Source organism: Bradyrhizobium sp. CCGUVB23 (genome assembly GCF_024199885.1).
In the GTDB taxonomy this organism is placed as follows: domain Bacteria; phylum Pseudomonadota; class Alphaproteobacteria; order Rhizobiales; family Xanthobacteraceae; genus Bradyrhizobium.
This window is the reverse complement of the sequence record NZ_JANADQ010000001.1, coordinates 6,221,479-6,246,490: the sequence shown is the minus strand read 5'-3', so window position 1 is coordinate 6,246,490 and position 25,012 is coordinate 6,221,479. Positions and strand designations below refer to the sequence as shown.

Here is a 25,012-nt window from a genome sequence, read left to right as displayed (position 1 = left end):
TATGCGAATCTATACCCGTACTCGCTAATTTCCAGCAAATGTCGCCCCACCGCAACATCCGGGCATTACCGGGGATGTGTCCATCCGGCAGCGCAGCATAGCGGCCCGCCGACGGCAAACTTATGACGCTTTGACGGCGAAGCTTTGAGCGTCGTGACGGCTCTTCTGTTGCAATGCGGTGCGCCGCTCGCTCGCGTCGTGACAAGCCTGGCAGGCTCGCAGGAGCGTCGCGAGGTCCGTCGCCAGCCCAGCCGGATCGATGACGATGAAATCCGTATCGCTCTGTGGCGAGATCGCGCGTCTGCTCCTGACGCAGCGAAGTCGCCGCCGCAGCGCCGGCGTCGGCGTCAGCACAACGGTTTTGCATCCGCGGCTTTCGCGCACCGAAACGTCTTCGATCGAGTCCCAGAGCAGGAATTCATTGCCGATACGCAAGTCGCGGATGCCGTAACGGCTGACGATGACGACCGGCCCCCGCTCGGCCGGCAACATCCATATCAGCCGGCAGGTGACGAGCCCGAACAGCACGACACCCGCGCAGCCTGCCGCCCGTTCATAGGCGCCGAGTCCACCCCACAACTCGAAGGCAAGATCTCGAGATCGTCGGACGCTTCAAGCCCGGCAGGAGAGGCCGATCCACGCGGCGTGACGGCAATCGCACGGCCGCCAGAATTTGCGTGCATGCTTATCCCCCAGCATGGCAGTTCATGAATGAACTAACGCCACCCGCCCAACGGACAATGCTTGAGCCCGCGAGACAAAACTCCGTTCAGCGAAGGCTGACGCTACGCTACAGACTCTGGCCGAAACGCTTACGGCCAACGACTTTCACGCAAGCGGACAACCAATCGGCTGGATCGCTATGATCTCAACAGAGTTATGCCGAGAGTAGGACGCAACTACCCTTGATTGGTTCCCTCCCAGGGTCATGTTAACACACCATAGCGCGTCAGGACCGGCGCTGGAACCCCTCGCCCGCCACCGGCTCGGAGAAAAGAGAGACCATGAATCCCGTCAAAGAACTGGAAAAGCACGGACAGGCCGTCTGGCTGGACTTCCTGGCCCGCGGCTTCATCGCGAAGGGCGACCTGAAGCAGCTGATCGAGACCGACGGCGTCAAGGGCGTCACCTCCAACCCGTCGATCTTCGAAAAGGCGATCGGCAGCTCGGACGAATATGACGCCCCGATCGGCAAGGCGCTGAAGCGCGGCGACCGTCCGGTCGCCGACCTCTTCGAGCAGCTCGCGGTCGAGGACATCCAGAATGCCGCCGACGTGCTGCGCCCGGTCTATAACCATCTGAAGGGCCAGGACGGCTTCGTCAGCCTGGAGGTGTCGCCCTATTTGGCGATGGACACCAAGGGGACGGTCGCGGAAGCCCGGCGGCTCTGGAAGGATGTCGATCGCAAAAACTTGATGATCAAGGTGCCGGCGACGCCGGAGGGCCTGCCGGCCATCGAGCAGCTCATCGGCGAAGGCATCAGCGTCAACATCACCCTGTTGTTCTCCAAGGAGGTCTATCTGGAGGTTGCCGAGGCCTATCTTGCGGGCCTTGAGAAGTACGTAGCCGGCGGCGGCGATCCGTCGCATGTCGCAAGTGTCGCAAGCTTCTTCGTCAGCCGGATCGACACCGTGGTCGACAAGCAGCTCGACGACAAGATCGCCCGCGCCAATGACCCGAGCGAAAAGGAGCGCCTGGCGGCGCTCAAGGGCAAGGTCGCGATCGCGAATGCAAAACTCGCCTATCAGGACTACAAGCGCCTGTTCTCCGGGCCACGCTGGGACAAGCTCGCCGCCAAGGGCGCGAGGCCACAGCGGATGCTGTGGGCCTCCACCGGCACCAAGAACAAGGACTATAGCGACGTCCTCTATGTCGAGGAGTTGATCGGCCCGAACACCATCAACACCGTGCCGCCGGCGACGCTCGATGCGTTCCGCGACCACGGCAAGCTGCGCGACAGCCTCGAGGAGAATGTCGAGGAGGCTGCCCGCGTGCTGGAGGAGCTCGAGCGCTCCGGCATCTCCCTCGACGAGATCACCGAGGAGCTCGTCAAGGAGGGCGTGAAGCTGTTTGCCGACGCCGCCGACAAGCTCTATGGCGCGGTCGCCTCCAAGCGCGCCACCGTGCTCGGGACCGCGATCGACCGCCAGCACCTTGCCCTTGGCGAGGGCCTCGGCAAGGCCGTGACCAAGAACACCGAAGAGTGGCGGGCCTCGGCAAAGATCCGCAGGCTCTGGCGGCACGACAAATCGGTCTGGACCAGCGCGGATGAGAACAAGTGGCTCGGCTGGCTCGACTCCGCGGTGAAGGCCGACATCGCCGACTATGCGGATTACGCTGGTCGCGTGAAGGGCCAGAAATTCTCCGACGCCGTCGTGCTCGGCATGGGGGGATCGAGCCTCGGGCCCGAAGTGCTGGCCGAGACGTTTGCGCGGAAGGCGGGCTTCCCGAAGCTGCATGTGCTCGACTCCACCGACCCGGCGCAGGTACGGGCGATGGAAGCCAAGATCGACATCGCCAACACCGTGTTCATCGTATCCAGCAAGTCCGGCGGCACCACTGAGCCGAACGCGATGAAGGACTATTTCTACGACCGTGTCGCGCAAGCGGTCGGCTCCTCCGTCAAGACCGGCCATCGTTTCATCGCGGTTACCGACCCCGGCTCGTCGCTGGAGAAGGCCGCCAAGACTCTGAACTATGCCCGCATCTTCTACGGCGAGCCCTCGATCGGCGGACGCTATTCGGTGCTCTCGCCCTTTGGCCTCGTGCCGGCCGCGACTGCCGGCATCGATGTCGGAAGCTTCATCAAGCACACGCTCGCCATGGTGCGCTCCTGCGGACCGGACGTGCCGCCGCATGAAAATCCCGGCGTGCAGCTCGGCCTTGCCATGGGGCTCGCCGGCCTCGAGGGCCGTGACAAGGTGACCATCTTCTCGTCGAAGAAGATCGCTGATTTCGGCGCCTGGGCCGAGCAGCTCATCGCGGAATCGACCGGCAAGGAGGGCAAGGGTCTGATCCCGATCGACGGCGAACCGCTCGGAGATCCGCACGTTTACGGCAACGACCGCTTCTTCGTCGATATCCGTACCGAGAGTGAGACGGACGCGGCTCACGACGAGAAGCTCGCCGCGCTCGAGCGCGCGGGTCACCCCGTGGTGCGTATCGTCATGAAGTCGGTCGACCATCTCGGCCAGGAGTTCTTCCGCTTCGAGATGGCGACCGCAGTCGCGGGCTCCGTCCTCGGCATCAACCCGTTCGACCAGCCGGACGTGGAAGCAGCCAAGATCAAGACCCGCGAGCTCACCGCCGCGTTCGAGAAGACCGGCGCGCTGCCGCCCGAAAAGCCGGTCGTCAGCACCGCGGACGCCGATCTCTACACCGACGACACCAATGCGGCGGCGCTCCGTGCCGCCGGCGCGAACGGCGACCTCACCTCGTGGCTGAGAGCGCATCTCGGCCGCTCGGGGCAAGGCGACTATGTCGCGCTGCTCGGCTATATCGCGCGCGACAAGGCCACGATCGAGGCCTTGCAGGCGATGCGGACGGAGGTGCTCGAAAAGCGCCATGTCGCCACCGCCGCGGAATTCGGTCCGCGCTTCCTGCATTCGACCGGACAGGCCTACAAGGGCGGGCCCGACAGCGGCGTATTCCTGCAAATCACGACCGACGACGCCAAGGACCTTCCGGTGCCGGGCCAGAAGGCGAGCTTTGGCGTCATCAAGGCGGCGCAGGCGCGCGGCGACTTCGACGTGCTCACCGAGCGCGGACGGCGCGCGCTCCGCGTGCACCTGAAGGGCGGGCTGAAGAAAGGCCTTGCCGCGCTGAACGCCGCGCTCTCGCAAGCGTTGAACTGAAAGAGGATACGTCAATGCAGCTCGGCATGATCGGCCTCGGCCGGATGGGCGGCAACATTGTCCGACGGCTGATGCGGAATGGCCATTCGGCCGTGGTCTATGACAAGGACGCCAAGGCCGTCGCCGATCTTGCCGCCGACGGCGCGCAAGGCGCGAGCACGCTGGAAGAGTTCGTCGCCAAGCTCGACAAGCCGCGCACCGCCTGGGTGATGCTGCCCGCCGGCCGCATCACCGAGACGACGATCGAGACGCTCGCAAAGCTGATGCAAGCCGGCGACGTCATCATCGACGGCGGCAACACCTTCTGGCAGGACGACGTCCGCCGCGGCAAAGCGCTCAGGGAGCGTGGCATCCACTATGTCGACGTCGGGACCTCCGGCGGCGTCTGGGGGCTCGACCGCGGCTATTGCATGATGATCGGTGGCGACAAGGCCGTCGTCGACCGGCTCGATCCGATCTTCGGCACGCTGGCGCCGGGCGCAGGTGACATTCCGCGCACGCCGGGACGTGAGGGCCGCGATCCCCGCATCGAGCAAGGCTACATCCATGCCGGGCCGATCGGCGCCGGTCATTTCGTCAAGATGATCCACAACGGCATCGAGTACGGCCTGATGCAGGCCTATGCCGAGGGTTTCGACATCCTCAAGAACGCTGACATCGAGGCGCTGCCGGCGGATCATCGTTTCAATTTCGATCTCGCCGACATTGCCGAGGTGTGGCGGCGCGGCAGCGTGATCCCGTCCTGGCTGCTCGACCTCACCTCGACCGCGCTCGCCGACAGCCCGGCCCTGACCGAGTATTCGGGGTTCGTGGAGGATTCCGGCGAAGGGCGCTGGACCGTGAATGCGGCCATCGACGAGGCGGTGCCGGCCGAAGTGCTGACCGCGGCCTTGTTTGCCCGCTTCCGCTCACGCAAGGAGCATACCTTTGCGGAGAAGATCCTCTCCGCCATGCGTGCCGGCTTCGGAGGGCACAAGGAGCCGAAACAACCGGGTGCATCCAAGCCCAAAGCCTGAAGGCCGGCCATTCGTGACAAAAGATCCGCAGCCCCAACGCAAACCCGAAAATTGCGCCTTCGTCATCTTCGGCGTCACCGGCGATCTGACCCATCGCCTGGTGATCCCGTCGCTCTACAATCTCGCCGCCGAGAACCTGTTGCCGGAGAAATTCTGTGTCGTCGGCGCCGCCCGCAAGGGTATGTCGAATGACGAGCTGCGCGACGGCCTGTTGAAGGGCCTGCGCGAGCATGCCACCCGTCCGGTGGACGACGTCGTCGCCCAGCAACTCCTGCAATGCGTGACCTTCGTCGAGGCGGACCCAAAGGATCCACCCTCCTTCGACGCGCTGCGCGAGCATCTGGACGCGCTCGAATGCTCCCGCGGCACCGGCGGCAACCGGCTGTTCTATCTCGCGACCCCGCCGGCGGCGTTTGCACCGACCGCGCGCGAGCTCGGCCGCACCGGACTGATGAAGGAAGACAACGGCGCCTGGCGGCGACTCGTGGTCGAAAAGCCCTTCGGCACCGACCTCGCCTCGGCGCGCGCGCTGAATGCCGAGCTGCTGAAGATCATGGAGGAACACCAGATCTACCGAATCGATCACTACCTCGGCAAAGAGACGGTGCAGAACATCCTGGTGCTGCGCTTTGCCAACGGCATGTTCGAGCCGATCTGGAATCGCAACCATATCGATCACATCCAGATCACCGTGGAGGAACGGCTCGGCGTCGGCCATCGCGGCGGCTTCTACGATTCGACCGGCGCATTGCGCGACATGGTGCCGAATCATCTGTTCCAGCTCTTGTCGCTGGTTGCGATGGAGCCGCCAACGCGTTTCGAGGCGCGCGCGGTGCGCAACGAGAAGGCCGAGGTGCTGGCAGCAATCCAACCGCAGAGCGAGGCCGAAGCACTGAAGAACTCGATCCGTGCGCAATATGTGGGAGGCCGTGTCGGCAGCGAGGAGCTTTCCGACTATCGCGGCACTCCCGAGGTCAATCGGGACAGCACCACCGAGACCTTTGTCGCGCTGAAGCTCGCCATCGACAATTGGCGCTGGGCCGGCGTCCCTTTCTATCTGCGCACCGGCAAGGCACTCGCCAGCAAGCGCACGGAAGTGGCGATCAAGTTCAAGCAGGCGCCGCTCGCGATGTTCAGCGGCACGCCGATCGATCGGCTGTCGCAGAATTTCCTGACCATCGGTATTGCCCCGACCGAAAGTATCGAGCTGCAGTTCAACGCCAAGCTGCCTGGCCCCAGCGTTTCGATCGACGGCGTCGAGATGAAATTTCGGTACGGGGACTATTTCAAGGCCGAGCCCAGCACCGGCTATGAGACGCTGATCTACGACTGCATGATCGGCGATAACATCCTGTTCCAGCGTGCCGACGCCATCGAGGCGGGATGGCGGGCGGTGCAGCCGCTACTCGATGCATGGAGGAAGGCGGGCGCCAGTGGCCTCGAACTCTACCGCGCTGGAAGCGAAGGCCCGCTCGGCGCCGACGAATTGCTCAGGCGAGACGGGCGAAGCTGGCGGAAGTTCACCTGATGGCACCTGCTGACCAGCCCAGGCTGATCGTCGTCGCTGATGGCGAGGCGCTCGCGCGTGCAGCTGCCGAACGGGTGATGGCGCGGATATCGGCCAATCCGGGCCGCATCGCGATCTGCCTCACCGGCGGATCGAGCCCGAAGCAACTCTATCAGTTGCTCGGAAGCGACGCGTATCGCAGCCAACTTCCGTGGGAGCGCGTGCACTGGTTCATCGGTGACGAGCGCTTCGTGCCGGACAGCGATGCCCTCAACAACATGAACGTTGCGCGCGCGGCGTTTCTCGACCGCGATGCACCGCCGGCCAACATCCATCCCATCCCGACCACGGCCGGTGGACCGGACGAGAGCGCGGCCGCCTATGCGCGGGAGCTGCAGACGTTCTACGGGGCCGACCGTCTCGCCCCGTCCAAGCCGCTGTTCGACCTCGTCCTGATGGGCGCGGGTCCCGACGGCCACACCGCGTCGCTGTTTCCCGGCTACCCCGCGATCGAGGAAGCCGACCGCTGGGTGGTCGGCGTGCCCAAGGCCAATGTCGCGCCCTTCGTGCCGCGGGTGACCCTGACATTGCCGGCCCTCGCCTCCTGCCGCGAAATGCTGTTTGAGATCGAAGGCGCCGGCAAGCGGCCGATCTTGACGCGCCTGCTCAATGGCGAGAATCTGCCCGCAACACGCGCGCGCTCTAACGGCGAGACCGTCTGGCTGGTCGACGAAGCCGCGCTTCCGGAGGACTTTCGTGGCGGGCACTGAACTACCCTGCGCATTAATCGTCATGGGCGTCTCGGGCTCGGGCAAGAGCACGGTCGCGGAGGCACTCGGCAAGCGTCTCGGCTGGCGTTTCGCGGACGGCGACAGCTTTCACCCCGCGAGCAATGTCGCAAAAATGGCCGCCGGTCATCCGCTGACCGATGAGGACCGCTGGCCGTGGCTCAATGCCATCGCCGACGAGATCGAGCGCACCTGCAAGGCGGACGGTCATGTCATCATCGCCTGCTCGGCGCTGAAGCACGCCTATCGTGACGTGCTCCTGCGCGGCCGCGACGACGTTCGTTTCGTCTTCCTGAAAGGCACCCAGGAGCTGATCGCCGACCGGCTCGCCCACCGCAAGGGCCATTTCATGCCACCCGAGTTGCTCACCAGTCAGTTCAAAACACTGGAGCCGCCGGAAGCGAGCGAACACGTGATCACGGTCTCGATCGACGAGACCGTCGAGACGATCGTGGATGGCGTCTTGCGACAGTTGAAATTCGGCAGCGAGAAGCACAAGGCCATGTCATGACGCCCATCTCACTCGTAGTTTCCGACGTCGACGGCACGCTGCTGACCAAGGACAAGACGCTGACCGACCGCGCCAGGGCCGCGGTGCAGCTGCTGCACAAGGCCGGCATCGGTTTCACCATCACTTCGAGCCGTCCTGCGATCGGCATGCGGTTTTTGATCGAGCCGCTCGCGATCACCCTGCCGGTCGGCCCGTTCAACGGCTCCTCGATCATCGATCCACAGATGAAGCCGGTCGAGCAGCACCTGATCCCGAAAGCGGCGGCCGAGCGCTGCCTGCAGATACTCCGCGAGTTCGGCGCCGACATCTGGGTCTTCACCGCCGACAAATGGCTGATTGACAATCCAAAGGGCGCTTACGTCGCGCACGAGCAGCACACCATTCGGTCCGACCCGACCGTCGTGGCGGATTTTGCGCCATACCTCGCGAACGGCTGCAAGATCGTCGGCGCGAGCGCCGATGCGGCGGGCCTTGAGCGTTGCGAGAAGGTGATGCAGGAGGCACTCGGCGACGAGGCGACCGCGGTCCGCTCGCAAACCTACTACCTCGACATCACGCCGCCCGGTTTCAACAAGGGCACCTTCGTGCAGGCGATGGCCAAGCGCCTCGGCATCTCGACTGACGCGATCGCCACCATCGGCGACATGCAGAATGACCTCGCGATGTTCCGCATCAGCGGCCTTTCATTTGCCATGGGCAATGCCGCCGACAACGTCAAGCAGCAGGCGTTGCACGTGACCGCGACCAACGAGCAGGAAGGCTTCGCCGGCGCGATCGAGATGATCCTGAAGCGGAACGGGATCGGCTAAGGCGCTTGCTCGTTATCCTTGAAGCAATTCCCGAGACGTCCACTCTGCTGCCGAGAAGTCCATTGAAGCGACCGATCGCGATGTCTGGTATGGGCCCACGAGCGGAATTGATCTGCATCAATTACAAGACCCGATTTCGAGCTGATTCTTTCCAAGAGACCTGAGGGTGTCGGACTATCAAATTGCAATACTCGTGACGCAGTTTTCGAATCTGAGTTTGCAGGGATCGGCGTGTGATCGAACCGCGCAACCGCGTTGTTCAGCTTCGCCGCTTTGGCGGACCTGAGGAGCTGGAAGTCGTCGACGCCCCGCTGCCGACGGCTGGAGCGGACGAGGTGCGGGTCCGTGTGCTCGCCTCGGGGCTTGAATACACCGATACTCTGATCCGACGGCATCTTTACCCGCAAACCGCCTCCCGTCGGCCACCGCTGGTCATGGGCTACGATGTTATTGGGGAAATCGATCAGCTCGGCGATCGCGTGAGCGGATTTCAGCTTGGCGACCGTGTGGCCGACATGACCGTGCTCGGATCGAATGCTGCCTATCGCACGCTCCAGGCGCGCCACCTGACCCGCGTGCCGGTGGGCATTGATTCGGCGCAAGCGGCGGCGCTGATCCTCAGCTGGATGACCGCATATCAGCTCCTGCACCGCGCCGCGCGGGTGCAGCCGGGGCAGCGCGTGCTGGTGCATGGTGCTGCCGGAGCGGTCGGACAGGCGCTTCTCGTACTCGGTAGCATGGCCGGACTTCAGCTGTGGGGCGGAGCCGATGGAAGGCACGCTGCGCTGATCCGCGAGCTCGGGGCCACGCCGGTTGATTATCAACGCGAAGACTTCACGCGCGTCCTGCCAGGTGGATTTGATGTCGTCTTCGATGGCATCGGGGAGGATGGCTATCGCCGATCATTTTCAGCGCTCAAGCGCGGCGGTCTGCTCTGCGCCTATGGCTACTCGGCGGGCGTGCAGGATCAGCAACGGATGCTCACCATGCTGATGTGGATCGCGCGGCTCTATCTCTGGCGGTGGTTGCCCGGCGGCAGGCGTGCCTTCTTCTACTCGATCAACGCGATGCGGCTGCAGCATCCTGAATGGTTTACGGAAGACCTGAAGCGCCTGTTCACTCTGCTGGCCAGTGGCGCCATCCAGCCGCGCATTGCCGCGCGGATCTCGCTGGATGAAGTTGCCGAGGCGCACCGACACCTCGAAGCCGGTGGCCTAGAGGGCAAGCTCGTGCTGTGCCCGGATCTCGCGCCACAGACGTCCGGCATGACAAGGCCTGCAGCCTGAATTTCGACAGGAGGCACGGCAGTCACTGCGACCGCTGCACCGCCGGCTTCTCGCTGCGCGTCCGCGCTGCCGACAAATTGTGTGCCGTATTGATCAGCGCGATGTGGGTCAGCGCTTGCGGGAAATTGCCGGTCTGGCGTCGCGCCAGAGAGTCGTATTCCTCCGCTAAAAGTCCGACGTCGTTGGCGATGCCGACCACGCGATCGAGCAGAACTTGCGCCTTGTCGAGGTCGCCGGCGAGCGCATGGGCGTCTGCAAGCCATAGGCTGCAGGCGAGAAACGCACCCTCGATCGGCTGGATCTCCTCGGACACTTCGCGGGGATCATGCCGCAGCACAAATCCGTCGCGCATCAGGTGCTGTTCGACCGCCGCGATGGTACCGCGGACGCGCGGGTCGTTTGTCGGAAGAAAACCGACGGCGGGCAATAACAGCAAGCTGGCATCGAGCAGTTTCGAGCCGTAGGATTCGACGAAGCTGTTCAACTGCGCATCAAAGCCCTTCTGGCATACATCGCGGTGGATGGCATCGCGCAAGGTACACCAGTGCAATACCGGCGCCTTGAAGCCGAAGGTCTCGGCGCTCTTGATACCACGGTCGAAGGCAACCCAGGTCATCACCTTCGAGAAGACGTAATGCTTGGGCTTATCGCGCCGCTCCCAGATGCCGTGGTCGGGATGGTCCCAGACCTCGGCCAGGTGCTGAAGCACGGTGCATTCCAGCGCCCAGCTCTGGTCGTCAAGCTTCAGCTTCGCCATGCGCGACTGGTGGAGCGCGTCGATCAGCTCGCCATAGACGTCGAGCTGCAATTGCGCGTGCGCGGCATTACCGACGCGAACCGGCTTCGCGCCCTCATAGCCGTCGAGCCATTCCGCCTCCCATTCGAGCAGCCGCCTTTGGCCCCAGATTCCGTACATGATCTGCATGCGGTCCGGCGCACCGGCGGCCGCGCGCAGCAGCCAACTATGCCAGGCGGATGCTTCCTCGGTATAGCCCGAGTTCATCAGCGCGAGCAGCGTGAAGGTCGCATCGCGCAGCCAGCAGAAGCGGTAGTCCCAGTTTCTGGCGCCACCGAGCTTCTCGGGCAGCGAGGTCGTGGGCGCCGCGACGATGCCGCCGGTCGGAGCGAAAGTCAGTGCCTTCAACGTGATCAGCGAACGCATGATGAGATCGTGATACTCGCCGTCGCGATTGCCGTGGCTGCACCAGTCCTTCCAGAAGGCTTCTGTCTCCGCGAATGCGCGCTCGGGGTCAATTGCCTCGGGCGGCGCGAGATGCGACGGGCCATAGGTCAGCACGAACGGAACTGTCTCGCCCGCGTTGACCTCGAACTCAGCCACGGTGGTCAGATCCTCGCCGCGAGTCTCAACGGGCGTGCGGAGCACCGTCATGTCCTGCCCGCAGATCGCAAGCACGGCGGATCGATCCTCGGTCCGCCTGACCCAGGGAATATCGACGCCGAAGCCGAAGCGGATGATGAGCTCCATCCTGAGCTTGACGCGGCCTTTCAGGCCGCGTACCAGCCGCACGATGTCGGACGCCTTGCCGCGCGGCGGCATGAAGTCGATCAAGGCGACAGAGCCGCCGGCCGTTTCGAAACGGGTCTCAAGGATCAGCGTGCTGCCGAGATAGCGGCGGGAGCGGGCCGTGAGTGCTTCGCTTGGGGCAATCTGCCAGCGCCCGTTCCTTCTGGTGCCGAGGATCGCAGCAAAGCAGGCGTCGGAATCGAAGGCGGGCCAGCACAGCCAGTCGATCGAGCCGTCGCGGCCGACGAGGGCCGCGGTCTCGCAATCGCCGATCAGCGCATAGTCTTCGATCTTCTGTGACAATTCCGTGTGACCCACCTGAAATTGTCGTTGCCGGACTCTAACGGTGCGAGCGCTCCCGCGTTGCTGCTTTCAGAGCGGCGCGATCGATGCTCGACGCAATCTTGTCCAGCACGACCGGCAGCCGCTGGCGCCAGTTGGGGTGCTCGTCGATCGTGCCGGGGATGTTGGGCTGGTCGACCACGCCAAGGAGATCTTCGAGCGACACCGCGAGAAGGCGCGATGGCGTCCGGGACAGGAAGGCCAGCACAGAATAGAGATCATTGGCTTGAATGGAGTTGAAGCGCAGGATCTCGTCGAGCATCCCGAGGGCGTGCCAGCGCGCCTCCTCGTTCTCGCCGGGATCGAGCCCGAGCGAGAGCTTCATCTTGAGATCGCTGAACGAGCGCCAGCCGGCATAGGTACAGAGATCATGCGTGTTCAACGTGACCAGCGCGTTGGAACGGTAATGATCGAGATTGCGGAAGCGGCCGGCGTCATCGCGCTCGAACATCATCACGAGATAGGACCAGATGCCCCAGTCCTGCATGGTCTCGCGAAAACCTTCGGGCACGGTGCCGAGGTCCTCGCCGATCACGATACATTTGTGAGCGGCGCTCTCACGCGCGACCGCCGCCAGCAGCGCCTCGAACGGCATCTGCACATAGGCGCCGTTATCCGGCTTGAAACCGCGCGGCACGAGGTAGAGCCGCTTCAGCCCGAGCACGTGATCGAGCCGGATCGCGCCGGCATGGCGCATCGAGGCGGCCACCATGTCAGCGAACGGCACGAACGACTGCGCCTCGAGGCCGCCGGCATTGAAGCCGGCGAGGCCCCAATCCTGGCCCACCGTGTTCAGCACATCGGGCGGCGCGCCGACCGCGAGATGGCGGGAGATTGCGCCCTGCTCGTTCCAGGCGTCGAACCCATCGGACTGCACGCCGACGGCGACGTCGAGATAGAGCCCGACCTTCATGCCGAGCTGGCCTGCGAGCTCCTTGGCCGCCTGTAGCTGCCGATCGGCCGTCCATTGCACGAACTCGACGAACTCGACCTCGTCGTGATCGGGGCCTGTGCGCAGCTCCGCGCATTTCGTCTCGTCCGGCCGCTGCCACTCCGACGGCCATTCCCACCACGGTCGTCCCGTGAAGCGATGGCGCAGCACCTCGAAACAGGCAAAGTGCGACAACAGGGGACCCCGCTCGAGGCGGAAGGCATCGAATGCCTGGCGCCGCCCGGGACCGGCCTTGGCCTTGAACGCCTCGAACGCGGCGCGCAGGCCGCGCCATTTCAGTGGCCCTGCCTCGCGATACCGGACGCGGTCGCCTTCACGCAAGGATGCCGCGGTCGCGCGCGCCTCCGGCAGCAGCTCGGGCGAATACTCCGGAATCTCCTCGACGTCGATGTAGAGCGGATTGAGGAACAGCCGGCTGTTCGGCGAATAGGGGCTGCAATCGGACGGCCGGTCGTCGAACAGCGTATGCAGCGGGTTGAGGCCGACGCCATCGGCGCCGAGCTCGTTGGCAAGCGCAACGAGATCGGCCAGGTCCGTGAAATCGCCGATGCCCCAATTGCGCGCGGAGCGGACGCTGTAGAGTTGCACCGCAAGGAGCCAGCCGCGGTCGAAATCACCGGCGAAAGCGCGCTCGGGCGCCACGATCAGCGGCACCTCTTCCTCGGCCCCGGACGCATCGACGAGTTTCAGCCGATGGTAGCCCGACGGCAGATTGTCGGGCCAGACAATGACGCGCTCGCGCGCCTCGCCCTGCGCGACCAGCACGGTGCCATTGGCGACGGACCAACGCAGCGGGGCCTCGGCAGCCTCGGTGAGGTCGGTGCATGACTGCCGGCCGGTGCGAACCACGACAGCACCGCTGACGAAGAGGTAGGCGCGCTTCTCCGGCAGGGCATTGAGGATCGACGCGAGGGCATCGGGCGCCGTGACCCGCAGCTTGCCCAAGGCATCCACGAATTCGGACTGGACGCCCTTGGTTCCGGCTTCAGCTAAATGATCCATTCGGCACGCAGTTTGCAGGCCACCAAGAGCGGGCGGCATTCATTTTTGTGAGACGGAGGAATAGGATAGTCCAGATTAACGCGCTGACAGCGGCTATCGTTCCTGACGGGAACTAATGACACACAAGAGGCTTTCTATATAGGTACCAAGCGTCGGTTCCCAGCAAGGGAAACGAGACGCTGGTTTGTTGTCAATGGCATCACCGTGAACAAGACAATTCAAACTGTCGGGAGTGTCGCAGCCGGCGGCACTTTCCTTATTGAAGACGTCTATCCGCTGGTCGATGGCGGCCGCTTTCCCGTCAAGCGGGTCGCAGGCGAGCGCGTCGACGTCTGGGCGGACATCTACCGCGGCGGCCACGACGCGGCCAGCGCCGCACTGCTCTGGCGCCGCGAGCAGGATCGGGAATGGCAGCGCACGCCCATGCTCCATCACGGCAATGACCGCTGGGTCGGCGCGTTCACTCCGCCCGAGCCGGGCCAGTATGTCTACGCCATCGAGGCCTGGACCGACGAATTCGGAACCTGGCGTCACGGGCTCACACTCAGGCAGCGATCCGGAGCAGATGTCACGCTCGATGCAATCGAGGGCGCGGCCCTCCTGACCAAGGCCCATGGCACAGACGATGAAGCCACCGCGATCATCCTGCGGCAATGCGAGGATTTCCTGCAAACCGGCGAGATCACCCCGCTGATGGCGGATGAGCTGAGGGATGCCATGGCCAACAGCCAGTCGCGGCCCGACCTCACCCGCTCGCCCCTCTTCCCGCTGATCGTCGACCGCGAGGAGGCACGCTTCAGCACCTGGTACCAGATGATGCCGCGCAGCCAGGGCAAGGGTACGGGCCAGCACGGCACGCTCAGGGATTGCATCGCCCGTGTCCCCGACATCGCCGCGATGGGTTTCGACGTGCTTTATTTCACGCCGATCCACCCGATCGGTCGCACCCGCCGCAAAGGCCGCAACAATTCCCCGGTCGCCGCTGCAGGCGATCCGGGCTGCCCCTACGCCATCGGCGCGCCTGAGGGTGGCCACGACGCACTGCATCCGGAGCTCGGCACCATCGAGGATTTCCGTGCGCTGGTTGCGACCTGTCTGGAATACGGCGTCGAACTCGCGCTCGATTTCGCCGTTCAGTGTTCGCCCGATCATCCCTGGCTGACTCAGCATCCGGAATGGTTCAAATGGCGGCCAGACGGCTCGATGCGGACAGCGGACTATCCCGACATCGTCGTTCCCGATTTCTCCTGCCTGACCCGAAGCGAATTGTGGAACGCCTTCCGCGACATCATGCTGTTCTGGATCGACCATGGCGTGACCATCTTTGCGATCGACAATCACGACACGGCGCCCTTCAGCTTCTGGGAGTGGCTGATCCGCGACATCCGCCGCCAGCATCCCGAGGTGATCCTGTTCTCCAAGACCTACACCCGGCCGAAACCGCTGAAGGGACTCGCCAAGCTCGGCTTCGCCCAGTCCTTCAGCTATTTTCCGTGGCGAACGCAAAAATGGGAACTGGAGCAATATTTGGCTGAGATGACCGGCTATCCCGAGCGCGACTTCTGCCGCCCCAACCTGTTCGTCAACACGCCTGACGTCTTGCCGTATCATCTCCAGAGCGGCGAGCCCTGGATGTTCAAGTCGCGCGTCGCGTTGGCGGGCACGTTGTCCGGCAGTTACGGCATGTATAGCGGCTTCGAGCTGCTCGAACACCAGGCCGTTCCCGGGCTCGAGGAATATCTCGATTCCGAAAAATACGAGATCAGGGTTCGCGACTGGGACCGGCCTGGCAACATCAAGTCCTATGTCGCCGAGCTCAATCGCATCCGGCGCGACAACGAGGCGCTGCAGCAGACGTCGAATTTGCGCTTTCTCGGCATCGACGATGGCGACGTGATCGCCTTCATCAAGGAGTCGATTGACCATACCAATACCGTCCTCGTGGCCATCGCGCTGTCGCCCAACGTGCGCGAGTTCTGGCTCCCGCTTGGCGGCGTCACGACCAGCGTGAACGGGGAACGTCGCCACATTGCGCGCGTTGAGAACCTTCTCACCGGCGAGCAGTCCGCAATTGAATGGGGCGGAATCCGGCTGCGCATCGATCCCTATCGCGATCCGGCGCTCTTGTTCCGCTGCCTGGCGTGAGGATCCACGGCATGAACGTTCTTTCCTCCGTTGACGAGAAGAAGGTCGAAGCTGCCGAGGTCGTGGACGAGCTCTGGTACAAGGACGCGATCATCTACCAGCTCCACGTCAAGGCGTTTGCCGACAGCAATCATGACGGCATCGGCGACTTCGCCGGGCTGACCGAAAGACTGCCTTATTTGCAGGATCTCGGCGTCACCACGCTGTGGCTACTGCCGTTCTATCCCTCGCCCGGCCGCGACGACGGCTACGACATCGCCGATTACGGCTCGGTCAATCCCGATTTCGGGACGATGAAGGATTTCAAGCGTTTCATCCAGGAGGCACAGCGGCGCGGCTTGCGGGTGATCACCGAGCTCGTCGTCAACCACACCTCCGACGAGCATAGGTGGTTCAAACGCGCCCGCCGCAGCCCGCCCGGCTCGAGCGCCCGCAACTGGTACGTCTGGAGCGATACCGACCAGAAATATCAGGGTACGCGGATCATCTTCACCGATACCGAGAAATCCAACTGGACCTGGGATCCGGAGGCCGGCGCGTTCTACTGGCACCGCTTCTTCTCACACCAGCCTGATCTCAATTTCGACAATCCGCGGGTGGTCAGCGCCATCATTCAGGTGATGAAGCGCTGGCTCGACGCCGGCGTCGACGGATTCCGGCTCGATGCAATCCCCTATCTCTGCGAGCGCGAGGGCACCTCGAACGAGAACCTTCCCGAGACGCACGCCATCATCAAGCGGCTGCGCCAGGAGCTCGACGCCTACTCCAAGGGCAAGCTGCTGCTGGCGGAAGCCAATCAATGGCCGGAGGACGTGCAGGAATATTTCGGCCGCGGCGACGAATGCCACATGGCCTATCACTTCCCGCTGATGCCTCGCATCTACATGGCGATCGCGCAGGAGGACCGCTTTCCGATCACCGATATCCTGCGCCAGACGCCCGACATTCCGCAGAGCTGCCAATGGGCGCTGTTCCTGCGCAACCATGACGAGCTGACGCTGGAGATGGTCACCGACGTCGAGCGCGACTATCTGTGGTCGACTTATGCCAACGATCCGCGGGCCCGCATCAATCTCGGCATCCGCCGGCGACTCGCGCCGCTGATGGACAACGACCGGCGCAAGATCGAGCTGATGAACTCGCTCCTGCTGTCGTTCCCGGGCACGCCGATCATCTACTACGGCGACGAGATCGGCATGGGCGACAACATCTATCTCGGCGACCGCAACGGCGTGCGCACGCCGATGCAGTGGAGTCCGGACCGCAATGGCGGATTCTCGCGCTGCGACCCGGCACGCCTCTACGCGCCGCTGATCATGGACCCCGTCTACGGCTATGAGGCGGTCAACGTGGAGGCGCAGTCGCGCAGCCTTTCCTCGCTGCTCAGCGCCACCAAGCGCCTGATCTCGGTGCGCAAGTCGACGCTCGCCTTCGGCCGCGGCAGCATGACCTTCATACGACCGGCCAACCGTTCCGTGCTGGCTTATGTCCGGCAATATCGCGACGAGGTCATCCTCTGCGTCGCCAATCTCTCGCGCGCAGCACAGGCGACCGAGCTCGATCTGTCGCCGTGGAAAGACCGGGTCCCGCAGGAGATGCTTGGCCGCACGCGCTTCCCTGCGATCGGCGAGCTGCCTTACATGATTACGCTGGGGCCTTACGGCTACTACTGGTTCCAGCTCCGCGAGCGTGACAAGTCCGAGCCGGTGACGCCGCGCGCGGTGCCCGAATTCGAGACGCTGGTCGTGCCGGTCAACTCGACCTGGGTCTCGCTTGCGCGCGAGCGCGGCGTCTTCGAGCGCGACGTGCTGCCGGGATTCTTGTCGCGGACCCGCTGGTATCCGGAGCGCAGTCCCACGCAGATCCGGCCGACCCTGACTTCGGCGGTCCCGTTCTGCGACATCGGCGACAACCGGCCCTGGCTCGCATTCTTCGAGGCGACGCAGCGCGGCGTCACGTCGCGCTATGTGATGCCGATGCAGATCGAATGGGTTCGCTTCGACCGCGAACGCTTCAACCCGAGGGCGCTGGCCGCGGTGCGCCAGGGCGCGCGCGAAGGAACGCTGCTCGACGTCGCGACCGACCAGATCTTCATCGGCCTGTTCCTGCGTAATCTCAGCCAGTCCCTGATCGTCGAGGAAAACAACCTTCGGCTGGACTTCAAGCCGACCAGCCGCTTCGGTGCGGACACCGTCAAGCAGCCGGAGCAGATCCGCGCCGTCGAGCAGGCCAACAGCACCGCGCTGGTCGACAATCGATATGTCACCAAGATCTATCGCCGGCTCGAAACCGGCACCAACCCCGAGATCGAGCTCGGCCACTACCTCACCGAGGTCGCCCAGTACGCCAATGCGCCCGCGCTGCTTGGCAGCGCCGAGCTGGTGGAAGGTAATGGGCGGAGCGCCGTCGGCGTCGTGCATGCCTATGTCGAGAACCAGGGCGACGGTTGGGCGGTGACGTCGGGCTATCTGGATCGCTACATCGACGAGCAGCGCCTGCTCGCCGCAAGCGAAGCCCCGCGCGAGAACCAGGACCAGGTGCCCTATCTGCATTATCTCGCCCAGACCGGCCGGCGCCTGGCTGAGCTGCATATCGCGCTCGCCAGGGCCGAGGGCGCCGATCTCGCGCCCGAGCCGGTCACCTCTGCGCACGTCGCCCAATGGGCCAAGGATCTCCACCAGCGCGCCGAACGTACCTTTGAAACGCTGGCCCAAAGCCGCAACGGCTTGCGAGAGGCCGATCGCCCGCTGGTCGACCTGCTCATGGACCGGCGTTCGACCCTTCCCGACTTGCTCACGAAGCTATTGCCATCCGACATCGGCGGGTTGAACATCCGTCATCATGGCGACTTCCGCCTCGGGCAGATTCTGATCGTGAAGGACGACATCTTCATCATCGACTTCGATGGCAATCCCCATCTCCCGCTGGCCGAGCGAAGGCGCAAGGCGCCCGCGGCGCGCGACGTCGCGAGCCTCGTCTGCTCGATCGACCTTGCCGTGACCGCGGCGGTGGACCGCGCGCTCAAGGGCGCGGCGGACGAACGAGGACGGCTCGCGACCGCGCTCGGCGAATGGCGTGAGCGCGCCACGGCGACGTTCCTCACCGCCTATCGCGAGGCCATGACCGACCAGCGCCTGCAGACAAATGATCCGCATTCGGCGGACGGCCTGTTAAGATTTTTCCTGCTTGATAAATCGTTCGATGAGGTGGAGTACGAACTGTCGCACCGGCCGGAGGCGCTCAATGCGCCGCTGACCGGGCTGCTTCGCATTCTGTCCAATGCGGAGAGCGAAGCACATGCCTAAATTATCTGCCGAAGCCTATGCGATCATCGAGGGGCGCCACTCCGATCCCTTCCACTATCTCGGGCTCCATCCCGAGGGCGACAAAAGCGTGGTGCGCGCCTTCTTGCCCGAGGCCTCCAAAGTCGAGGCGGTCGGCGAGCATGGCGAGGTGGCGAAGCTCGACCGCATCCACGAGTCCGGTCTGTTCGCAGGCGCGCTGCCCAATGGCGCCAAGCGCTACCAGTTGCGCGCGACGTTCGGCGGCAATGTCGTCGAGCTCGAAGATCCCTATCGCTTTCCGCCGATCCTGACCGATTTCGATCTCTATCTGCTCGGTGAAGGCACGCATCAGCGGCTCTATGACAAGCTCGGCGCGCATCCCATGACGCTCGACGGCGTCGACGGTGTCGGTTTCGTCGTGCTGGCGCCCAATGCGCGGCGGGTCAGTGTGGTCGGCGACTTCAATTTCTGGGACGCGCGGCGCCACCCGATGCGCGTGCGCGGCGTCGGCTACTGGGAGCTGTTCATCCCGCACGCAAAGGCTGGCGATCACTACAAGTTCGATATGGTCGGACCGCACGGCCACAATCTGCCACTGAAGTCCGATCCGTTGGCGTTTGCCGCCGAAGTGCGGCCGAAGACGGCGTCGATCGTGTTCGACGAAGCGCATCTGCCGCGCCCACAGCCGGCGCCCGAAGGTATCAACGCGCTCTCGGCGCCGATGTCGATCTACGAGGTGCATCTCGGCTCCTGGCGGCGCAAGGGCGACAACGAATGGCTGACCTATCGCGAGCTCGCCGAGCAGCTTCCGGCCTATGCGCGCGACATGGGCTTCACCCATCTCGAATTCCTTCCCGTCAGCGAGCATCCCTTTGACGGCTCCTGGGGCTACCAGCCGACCGGCCTCTATGCGCCGACCAGCCGCTTCGGCTCGCCGGAGGATTTCGCCGCGCTGGTCGATGCCTGCCATCGCGAGGGCATCGGAGTGCTGCTCGACTGGGTGCCCGGACATTTCCCCGACGATCCGCACGGGCTCGGCCATTTCGACGGCACGGCTCTCTACGAGCATGCCAATCCGCTACAGGGTCGCCATCTCGACTGGGGCACGCTGATCTACAATTACGGCCGCACCGAAGTGACGAACTTCCTGGTGTCGAACGCGCTGTTCTGGCTGGAGCGCTACTCCATCGACGGCCTGCGCGTCGACGCGGTCGCCTCGATGCTCTATCTCGATTACAGCCGTCCTGCGGGCGCCTGGATCCCGAACCAGTATGGCGGACGGGAGAACATCGAGGCGATCGCTTTCCTGCGGCGCTTCAATTCGGAAGTGTTCGCGCGCTTTCCGCAGGCCACGACCGCCGCGGAGGAATCCACCGCCTGGCCGCAGGTTTCCCGGCCCGTCGAATATGGCGGCCTCGGTTTCGGCTACAAGTGGAACATGGGCTGGATGCACGACACGCTGAGCTACATCAGCAAGGATCCGATCTACCGCAAGCACCATCACGGCGAAATCCTGTTCGGCCTGCACTACGCCTTCTCGGAAAATTTCATCCTGCCGCTGTCACACGACGAGGTCGTTCACGGCAAGCGATCGATCCTTGGCCGCATGCCCGGCGACGAGTGGCAGCGCTTTGCGAACCTGCGCGCCTATTACGGCTTCATGTTCGGCCATCCCGGCAAGAAGCTGCTGTTCATGGGCGGCGAGTTCGCGCAAGGCAAGGAATGGAATCACGACCAGTCGCTCGACTGGCATCTGCTCGAAGACAAGAACCATTCCGGCATCCAGTCGCTGGTCCGCGATCTCAACCGGCTTTATCGCGCCGTGCCAGCGCTGCATCAGATGGATTGCGATCAGGCCGGCTTCGAATGGCTGATTACTGATGATGCCAACCGCAACGTGTTCGCCTGGCTGCGCAAGGGGTTCGACGCCCGCGCGCGCTGTCTCGTGATCGTGAATTTCTCGCCGAACGTCTATCGCAACTACCGCGTCCGGGTGCCGTTCGCCGGCAAATGGCACGAGGTCCTCAATTCCGACTCCGCTCACTATGGCGGCAGCAATGTCGGGAACGTCGGAGAGGTGCAGGCGGTTGACGGCAAGACGCCGGAGCTCCGCCTGACCATTCCGCCTCTGGCTGCGATCTTCCTCGTTCCGGAAAGCTGACGCATGCGACTGACCGCCGGAACGCCCGCACGCCTCGGTGCAAGCTGGGACGGACGCGGCACCAACTTCGCGCTGTTCTCCGCCAACGCGCAGAAGATCGAGCTGTGCCTGTTCGACAGCCAGGGACGGCGCGAGCTCGAGCGCATCGAATTGCCCGAGCGCACCGAGGACGTCTGGCACGGCTATCTCAACGACGTCTCGCCGGGTCAGCTTTACGGCTACCGCGTGCACGGCCCCTACGAGCCCGAGCACGGCCACCGTTTCAATCCCAACAAGCTCCTGCTCGACCCCTACGCCAAGCGGCTCGCCGGGCGGCTGGTGTGGAGCGACGCGCACTTCGCCTATCGCACCGGCAGCCCGCGCGAGGATTTATCCTTCGACCGGCGCGACAATGCGCGTGGCATGATCAAGGCCGTCGTCGTCGACGAGACCTTCAACTGGGGCCGGCGCGAAATCCGCCCGAACATCCCCTGGGACGAGACGATCATCTACGAGGCCCACGTCAAGGGGCTGACGCAGAGGCGCGACGACGTGCCGCCGAACCTGCGCGGCACGTTTGGCGGACTGTCCTCGCCTGCAATGATCGAGCATCTGAAACGGTTAGGTGTGACCACCGTCGAGCTGCTGCCGATCCACGGCTTCATCGACGACCGCGTGCTGGTGGAGAAGAAGCTCGCCAACTACTGGGGCTACAACACCCTCGCCTTCTTCGCGCCGGAGCCACGCTACGCGCAGGACAATCCGCTGGACTCCTTCCGCACCACCGTGGCGCGCCTGCACGACGCCGGCATCGAGGTGATGCTCGATGTCGTCTATAACCATACCGCGGAAGGCAACCATCTCGGCCCGACGCTGTCCTTCCGCGGCATCGACAACGCCTCCTATTACTGGCTGAACCGCGAGAACCCGCGCTACTACGACGACTTCACCGGCTGTGGCTCGTCGGTGAACCTCACCCATCCGCGCGTGCTGCAGATGGTGACGGACTCGCTGCGTTACTGGGTCGAGGTCTGCCATGTCGACGGCTTCCGCTTCGATCTCGCTACCACGCTCGCGCGCGGACCGAACGGGTTTGATCGCGGCAGCTCGTTCCTGACCGCGGTCCGCCAGGATCCGGTGCTCCAGGGCGTAAAACTCGTCGCAGAACCCTGGGACCTCGGCCTCGGCGGCTATCAGGTCGGCGCGTTTCCCTCGCAATGGTCGGAATGGAACGACCGCTACCGCAGCGCCATGCGCCGCTACTGGAGCGGCGAAGGCAGCCTGATCGGCGACATCTCCAGCCGCATGACGGCCTCATCCGACCTGTTCCACCATGACGGCCGCAAGCTGCGCGCCAGCATCAACCACATCACCGTGCACGACGGCTTCACCCTCGCCGACCTCTTCAGCTACAACCAGAAGCACAACGAGGCCAATGGCGAGGACAATCGCGACGGCTCCAACGACAACCACAGCAACAATTGCGGTGTCGAGGGCCCGACCGACGACCCGCAAATCCTGTCGCTGCGCCGCCAGCTCCGCAAGAACGTGCTCGCCTGCCTCATGCTTGCGCAGGGCACGCCGCTGCTGCTCGCCGGCGACGAGGTCGGCAACACCCAGTCCGGCAACAACAATGCCTATTGCCAGGACAATGAGGTGGGCTGGGTGCTCTGGGACAATCTCGGCAACAACGGCGAGGACATGGTCGAGTTCGTCGGCCAGCTCGCCGAGATCCGCCGCCGCTTCTCGCAGCTCCGCAGCCAGCGCTGGCTCGACGGCCGCCGCGCCGACGGCTCCTACGGAGTCCTGTGGCTGACACCGGCGGCCGAGGAGATGAAGGAGAGCGACTGGAATTTCCCGGAAGGGAGATTTCTCGCCTATGTGCTCGGCCCGCTGGAACCCGGCGTGCCCGCGATCTTTATTGTCCTGAACGCCGCACCGGAAGAGATCGGATTCAAATTGCCCAAGATGGCCGAATACAAGAGCTGGCAGCAGATCCTGAATACGACCGGCGCCAAGCTGAACACGGTCGACTTCCTGCCCGGCACCGACAGCAAGGCGCCGCCGCGCTCGGTGCTCGCCTTCGCGGGCGCGCTATGAGGCCATCCTTCGGCGCCAAGGCAAGCAAGGAGGGCGTGTCGTTCCGGCTCTGGGCACCCGGCGCGAGGCACGTCGACCTTGTGCTCGACAAGCGCCATGCCATGCAGCGCCGAGAGGACGGCTGGTATGTGGCCGATATTGCCGGGCTGAAGGCGGGCGCCCGCTATCAGTTCAGGATCGACGACGAACTTGACGTGCCGGATCCCGCCTCGGCTTTCCAGCCCGAGGACGTGTTCGGGCCGAGCGAGGTGATCGACCACGACAGTTTTGAATGGCGTGCCAGAGATTGGCGCGGCCGCCCGTGGCAAGAGACGGTGCTGCTGGAATCCCATGTCGGCACCTTCACGCCGCAAGGAAGCTATCGCGCCATGATCGACAGGCTCGATCATCTCGTCGCGACCGGGATCACCGCGCTGGAGTTGATGCCGCTGGCGGACTTCGCGGGCAAGCACGGCTGGGGCTATGACGGCGTGCTATGGTACGCGCCCGACAGCGCCTATGGCCGGCCCGAAGACTTGAAGACGCTGATCGACGAAGCGCACCTGCGCGGCCTGATGGTCTTTCTCGACGTGGTCTACAACCACTTCGGACCCGAGGGAAACTATCTCGGCCGTTACGCGCCGAACTTCTTCACCGATGCGCATACGCCGTGGGGCAGCGCGATCGATTATCGCGTGCCGCAGGTCCGCGCCTTCGCGGTCGAGAACGCGCTTTACTGGCTCAGCGACTTCCGCTTCGACGGACTGAGGCTGGACGCCGCCAATCACATCATGGCGTTCCCCGGCGAGCAGTCGGTGCTGCACGATCTCAGCGTCGCCGCGGGCCAGCTTGCGGCGGCGACCGGGCGGCACATCCATCTCGTGCTGGAGAATGGCGACAATCGCGCGAGCCTGCTCGATCCCACCGAGGAGCCGACGAACGGAAAATATCGCGGCCAGTGGAACGACGACTATCATCACGTCTGGCACGTGATGCTCACGCGCGAATCCTCCGGCTATTATGGCGACTATCAGCACTCGCCGCATGGCGATCTCGCCCGCGCGCTGGCGTCAGGCTTTGTCTACCAGGGCGAGGTCTCCGCGTTCTGGGGCAAGAAGCCGCGCGGCGAGCCGAGCCGGCAGCTTCCGCCGGACACTTTCGTCAATTTCCTGCAAAACCACGACCAGATCGGCAACCGGCCATTCGGCGATCGGCTGGAGCGCATTGCTAGCCCCCAAGCGATCGAGGCGGCGCTCGCCGTCACCTTGCTCGCGCCGATGGTGCCGATGCTGTTCATGGGCGAGGAATGGGGCTCGAACAAGCCGTTCCCGTTCTTCTGCGATTTCCATGGCGATCTCGCCAATGCCGTCCGCAAGGGACGGCGCCAGGAATATGCCTGGGCCTATGCAAAGTATGGCGACGAGGTGCCCGATCCGCTCGATCCGGCGACGCCGCAATCTGCCGTGCTCGATTGGGAGTTCCGCACGCCCGAGGAAGACGCACGGCTGTCGCTGGTGCGCGAGCTCTTGCAGATTCGCCGCGAGGCGATCATGCCACGGCTTGCGGGCGCTGCCTTTGGCGAGGCCAAGGCTGAGGAGAGCGGCCTCTTGACCGCGCATTGGCGCATGGGGGACGGCGCGACGCTGCGCCTGACCGCCAACCTGTCCGATCGCCACGTCACCTCACCAAAATCGACCGGCACGCCGATCTGGGGCGGCGAGCCCGGTGACCGACTTGCGCCCTGGTCGGTGGTCTGGCGCCTTGAGAGGTGA

15 protein-coding genes are annotated in these 25,012 nt (G+C 64.2%); 12 read left to right on the top strand and 3 right to left on the bottom strand.

Annotation, left to right across the window (positions count from 1 at the left end):
• Window positions 1-120: 120 nt before the first annotated feature.
• On the bottom strand, window positions 121-579 hold the full coding sequence (locus NLN62_RS28800) for a hypothetical protein (RefSeq protein WP_371933034.1): 459 nt from the start codon (window positions 577-579) through the stop codon (window positions 121-123).
• Between the two features lie 425 nt (window positions 580-1,004).
• Between NLN62_RS28800 and NLN62_RS28795 the strand changes: the two genes are divergently transcribed.
• From NLN62_RS28795 to NLN62_RS28765, 7 genes are all read left to right on the top strand, one after another.
• Entirely contained in the window at window positions 1,005-3,854 is a 2,850-nt protein-coding gene (locus NLN62_RS28795) for a bifunctional transaldolase/phosoglucose isomerase (protein WP_254111126.1), read from the top strand.
• A 14-nt stretch (window positions 3,855-3,868) separates the two neighbouring features.
• On the top strand, window positions 3,869-4,870 hold the full coding sequence (gnd, locus tag NLN62_RS28790; protein ID WP_027524658.1) for a phosphogluconate dehydrogenase (NAD(+)-dependent, decarboxylating): 1,002 nt from the start codon (window positions 3,869-3,871) through the stop codon (window positions 4,868-4,870).
• A gap of 13 nt (window positions 4,871-4,883) precedes the next feature.
• A complete protein-coding gene (gene zwf, locus NLN62_RS28785; RefSeq protein WP_027524659.1) occupies window positions 4,884-6,398 on the top strand; it encodes a glucose-6-phosphate dehydrogenase in 1,515 nt (504 codons plus the stop codon).
• Window positions 6,398-7,147, top strand: coding sequence for a 6-phosphogluconolactonase (pgl, locus tag NLN62_RS28780; RefSeq protein ID WP_254111125.1), 750 nt, complete (start codon window positions 6,398-6,400; stop codon window positions 7,145-7,147). Before zwf ends, pgl begins: the two co-directional genes overlap by 1 nt.
• Window positions 7,134-7,676, top strand: coding sequence for a gluconokinase (locus NLN62_RS28775; protein WP_254111124.1), 543 nt, complete (start codon window positions 7,134-7,136; stop codon window positions 7,674-7,676). Before pgl ends, NLN62_RS28775 begins: the two co-directional genes overlap by 14 nt.
• Window positions 7,673-8,485: an HAD family hydrolase gene (locus tag NLN62_RS28770; protein WP_254111123.1), complete on the top strand. Its 813-nt coding sequence runs from the start codon at window positions 7,673-7,675 to the stop codon at window positions 8,483-8,485. Before NLN62_RS28775 ends, NLN62_RS28770 begins: the two co-directional genes overlap by 4 nt.
• A gap of 233 nt (window positions 8,486-8,718) precedes the next feature.
• Entirely contained in the window at window positions 8,719-9,771 is a 1,053-nt protein-coding gene (locus NLN62_RS28765) for a medium chain dehydrogenase/reductase family protein (RefSeq protein WP_254111122.1), read from the top strand.
• Window positions 9,772-9,793: 22 nt separating this feature from the next.
• On the opposite strand, the gene NLN62_RS28760 is transcribed toward NLN62_RS28765, so the two are convergent.
• Together NLN62_RS28760 and malQ are read right to left on the bottom strand one after the other, a co-directional pair.
• Window positions 9,794-11,599, bottom strand: a complete 1,806-nt coding sequence (locus NLN62_RS28760) for a glycoside hydrolase family 15 protein (protein ID WP_254113742.1) — start codon at window positions 11,597-11,599, stop codon at window positions 9,794-9,796.
• 37 nt (window positions 11,600-11,636) lie between these two features.
• A complete protein-coding gene (gene malQ, locus NLN62_RS28755) occupies window positions 11,637-13,592 on the bottom strand; it encodes a 4-alpha-glucanotransferase (protein ID WP_254111121.1) in 1,956 nt (651 codons plus the stop codon).
• A gap of 204 nt (window positions 13,593-13,796) precedes the next feature.
• Here malQ and NLN62_RS28750 point away from each other — a divergent pair, with 204 nt between their 5' ends.
• Genes NLN62_RS28750 through treZ form a run of 5 tightly spaced genes read left to right on the top strand, consistent with a single transcriptional unit; the run spans window position 13,797 to window position 25,012 of the window.
• Window positions 13,797-15,737, top strand: a complete 1,941-nt coding sequence (locus NLN62_RS28750) for a maltotransferase domain-containing protein (RefSeq protein ID WP_254111120.1) — start codon at window positions 13,797-13,799, stop codon at window positions 15,735-15,737.
• An 11-nt stretch (window positions 15,738-15,748) separates the two neighbouring features.
• Window positions 15,749-19,042, top strand: a complete 3,294-nt coding sequence (gene treS, locus NLN62_RS28745; RefSeq protein ID WP_027524667.1) for a maltose alpha-D-glucosyltransferase — start codon at window positions 15,749-15,751, stop codon at window positions 19,040-19,042.
• Complete coding sequence (gene glgB, locus NLN62_RS28740) at window positions 19,035-21,182, top strand: 1,4-alpha-glucan branching protein GlgB (protein ID WP_254111119.1); 2,148 nt, start codon at window positions 19,035-19,037, stop codon at window positions 21,180-21,182. The genes treS and glgB overlap by 8 nt, the downstream gene beginning before the upstream one ends.
• A gap of 3 nt (window positions 21,183-21,185) precedes the next feature.
• The gene (gene glgX / locus NLN62_RS28735) at window positions 21,186-23,261 is read left to right on the top strand and encodes a glycogen debranching protein GlgX (protein ID WP_254111118.1); all 2,076 of its coding nucleotides are present in this window, start codon (window positions 21,186-21,188) and stop codon (window positions 23,259-23,261) included.
• Window positions 23,258-25,012 carry a malto-oligosyltrehalose trehalohydrolase gene (gene treZ, locus NLN62_RS28730; RefSeq protein ID WP_254111117.1) on the top strand — a complete coding sequence of 585 codons (1,755 nt, stop codon included), beginning with the start codon at window positions 23,258-23,260 and terminating at the stop codon, window positions 25,010-25,012. Before glgX ends, treZ begins: the two co-directional genes overlap by 4 nt.

Bases quoted from the DNA above. Each gene is read 5' to 3' on its own strand.
- glgB (WP_254111119.1), top strand. From the start codon at position 19,035: ATGCCTAAATTATCTGCCGAAGCCTATGCGATCATCGAGGGGCGCCAC.
- glgX (WP_254111118.1), top strand. From the start codon at position 21,186: ATGCGACTGACCGCCGGAACGCCCGCACGCCTCGGTGCAAGCTGGGAC.
- pgl (WP_254111125.1), top strand. From the start codon at position 6,398: ATGGCACCTGCTGACCAGCCCAGGCTGATCGTCGTCGCTGATGGCGAG.
- treZ (WP_254111117.1), top strand. From the start codon at position 23,258: ATGAGGCCATCCTTCGGCGCCAAGGCAAGCAAGGAGGGCGTGTCGTTC.
- treS (WP_027524667.1), top strand. From the start codon at position 15,749: ATGAACGTTCTTTCCTCCGTTGACGAGAAGAAGGTCGAAGCTGCCGAG.
- gnd (WP_027524658.1), top strand. From the start codon at position 3,869: ATGCAGCTCGGCATGATCGGCCTCGGCCGGATGGGCGGCAACATTGTC.
- malQ (WP_254111121.1), bottom strand. From the start codon at position 13,592: ATGGATCATTTAGCTGAAGCCGGAACCAAGGGCGTCCAGTCCGAATTC.
- NLN62_RS28795 (WP_254111126.1), top strand. From the start codon at position 1,005: ATGAATCCCGTCAAAGAACTGGAAAAGCACGGACAGGCCGTCTGGCTG.
- NLN62_RS28770 (WP_254111123.1), top strand. From the start codon at position 7,673: ATGACGCCCATCTCACTCGTAGTTTCCGACGTCGACGGCACGCTGCTG.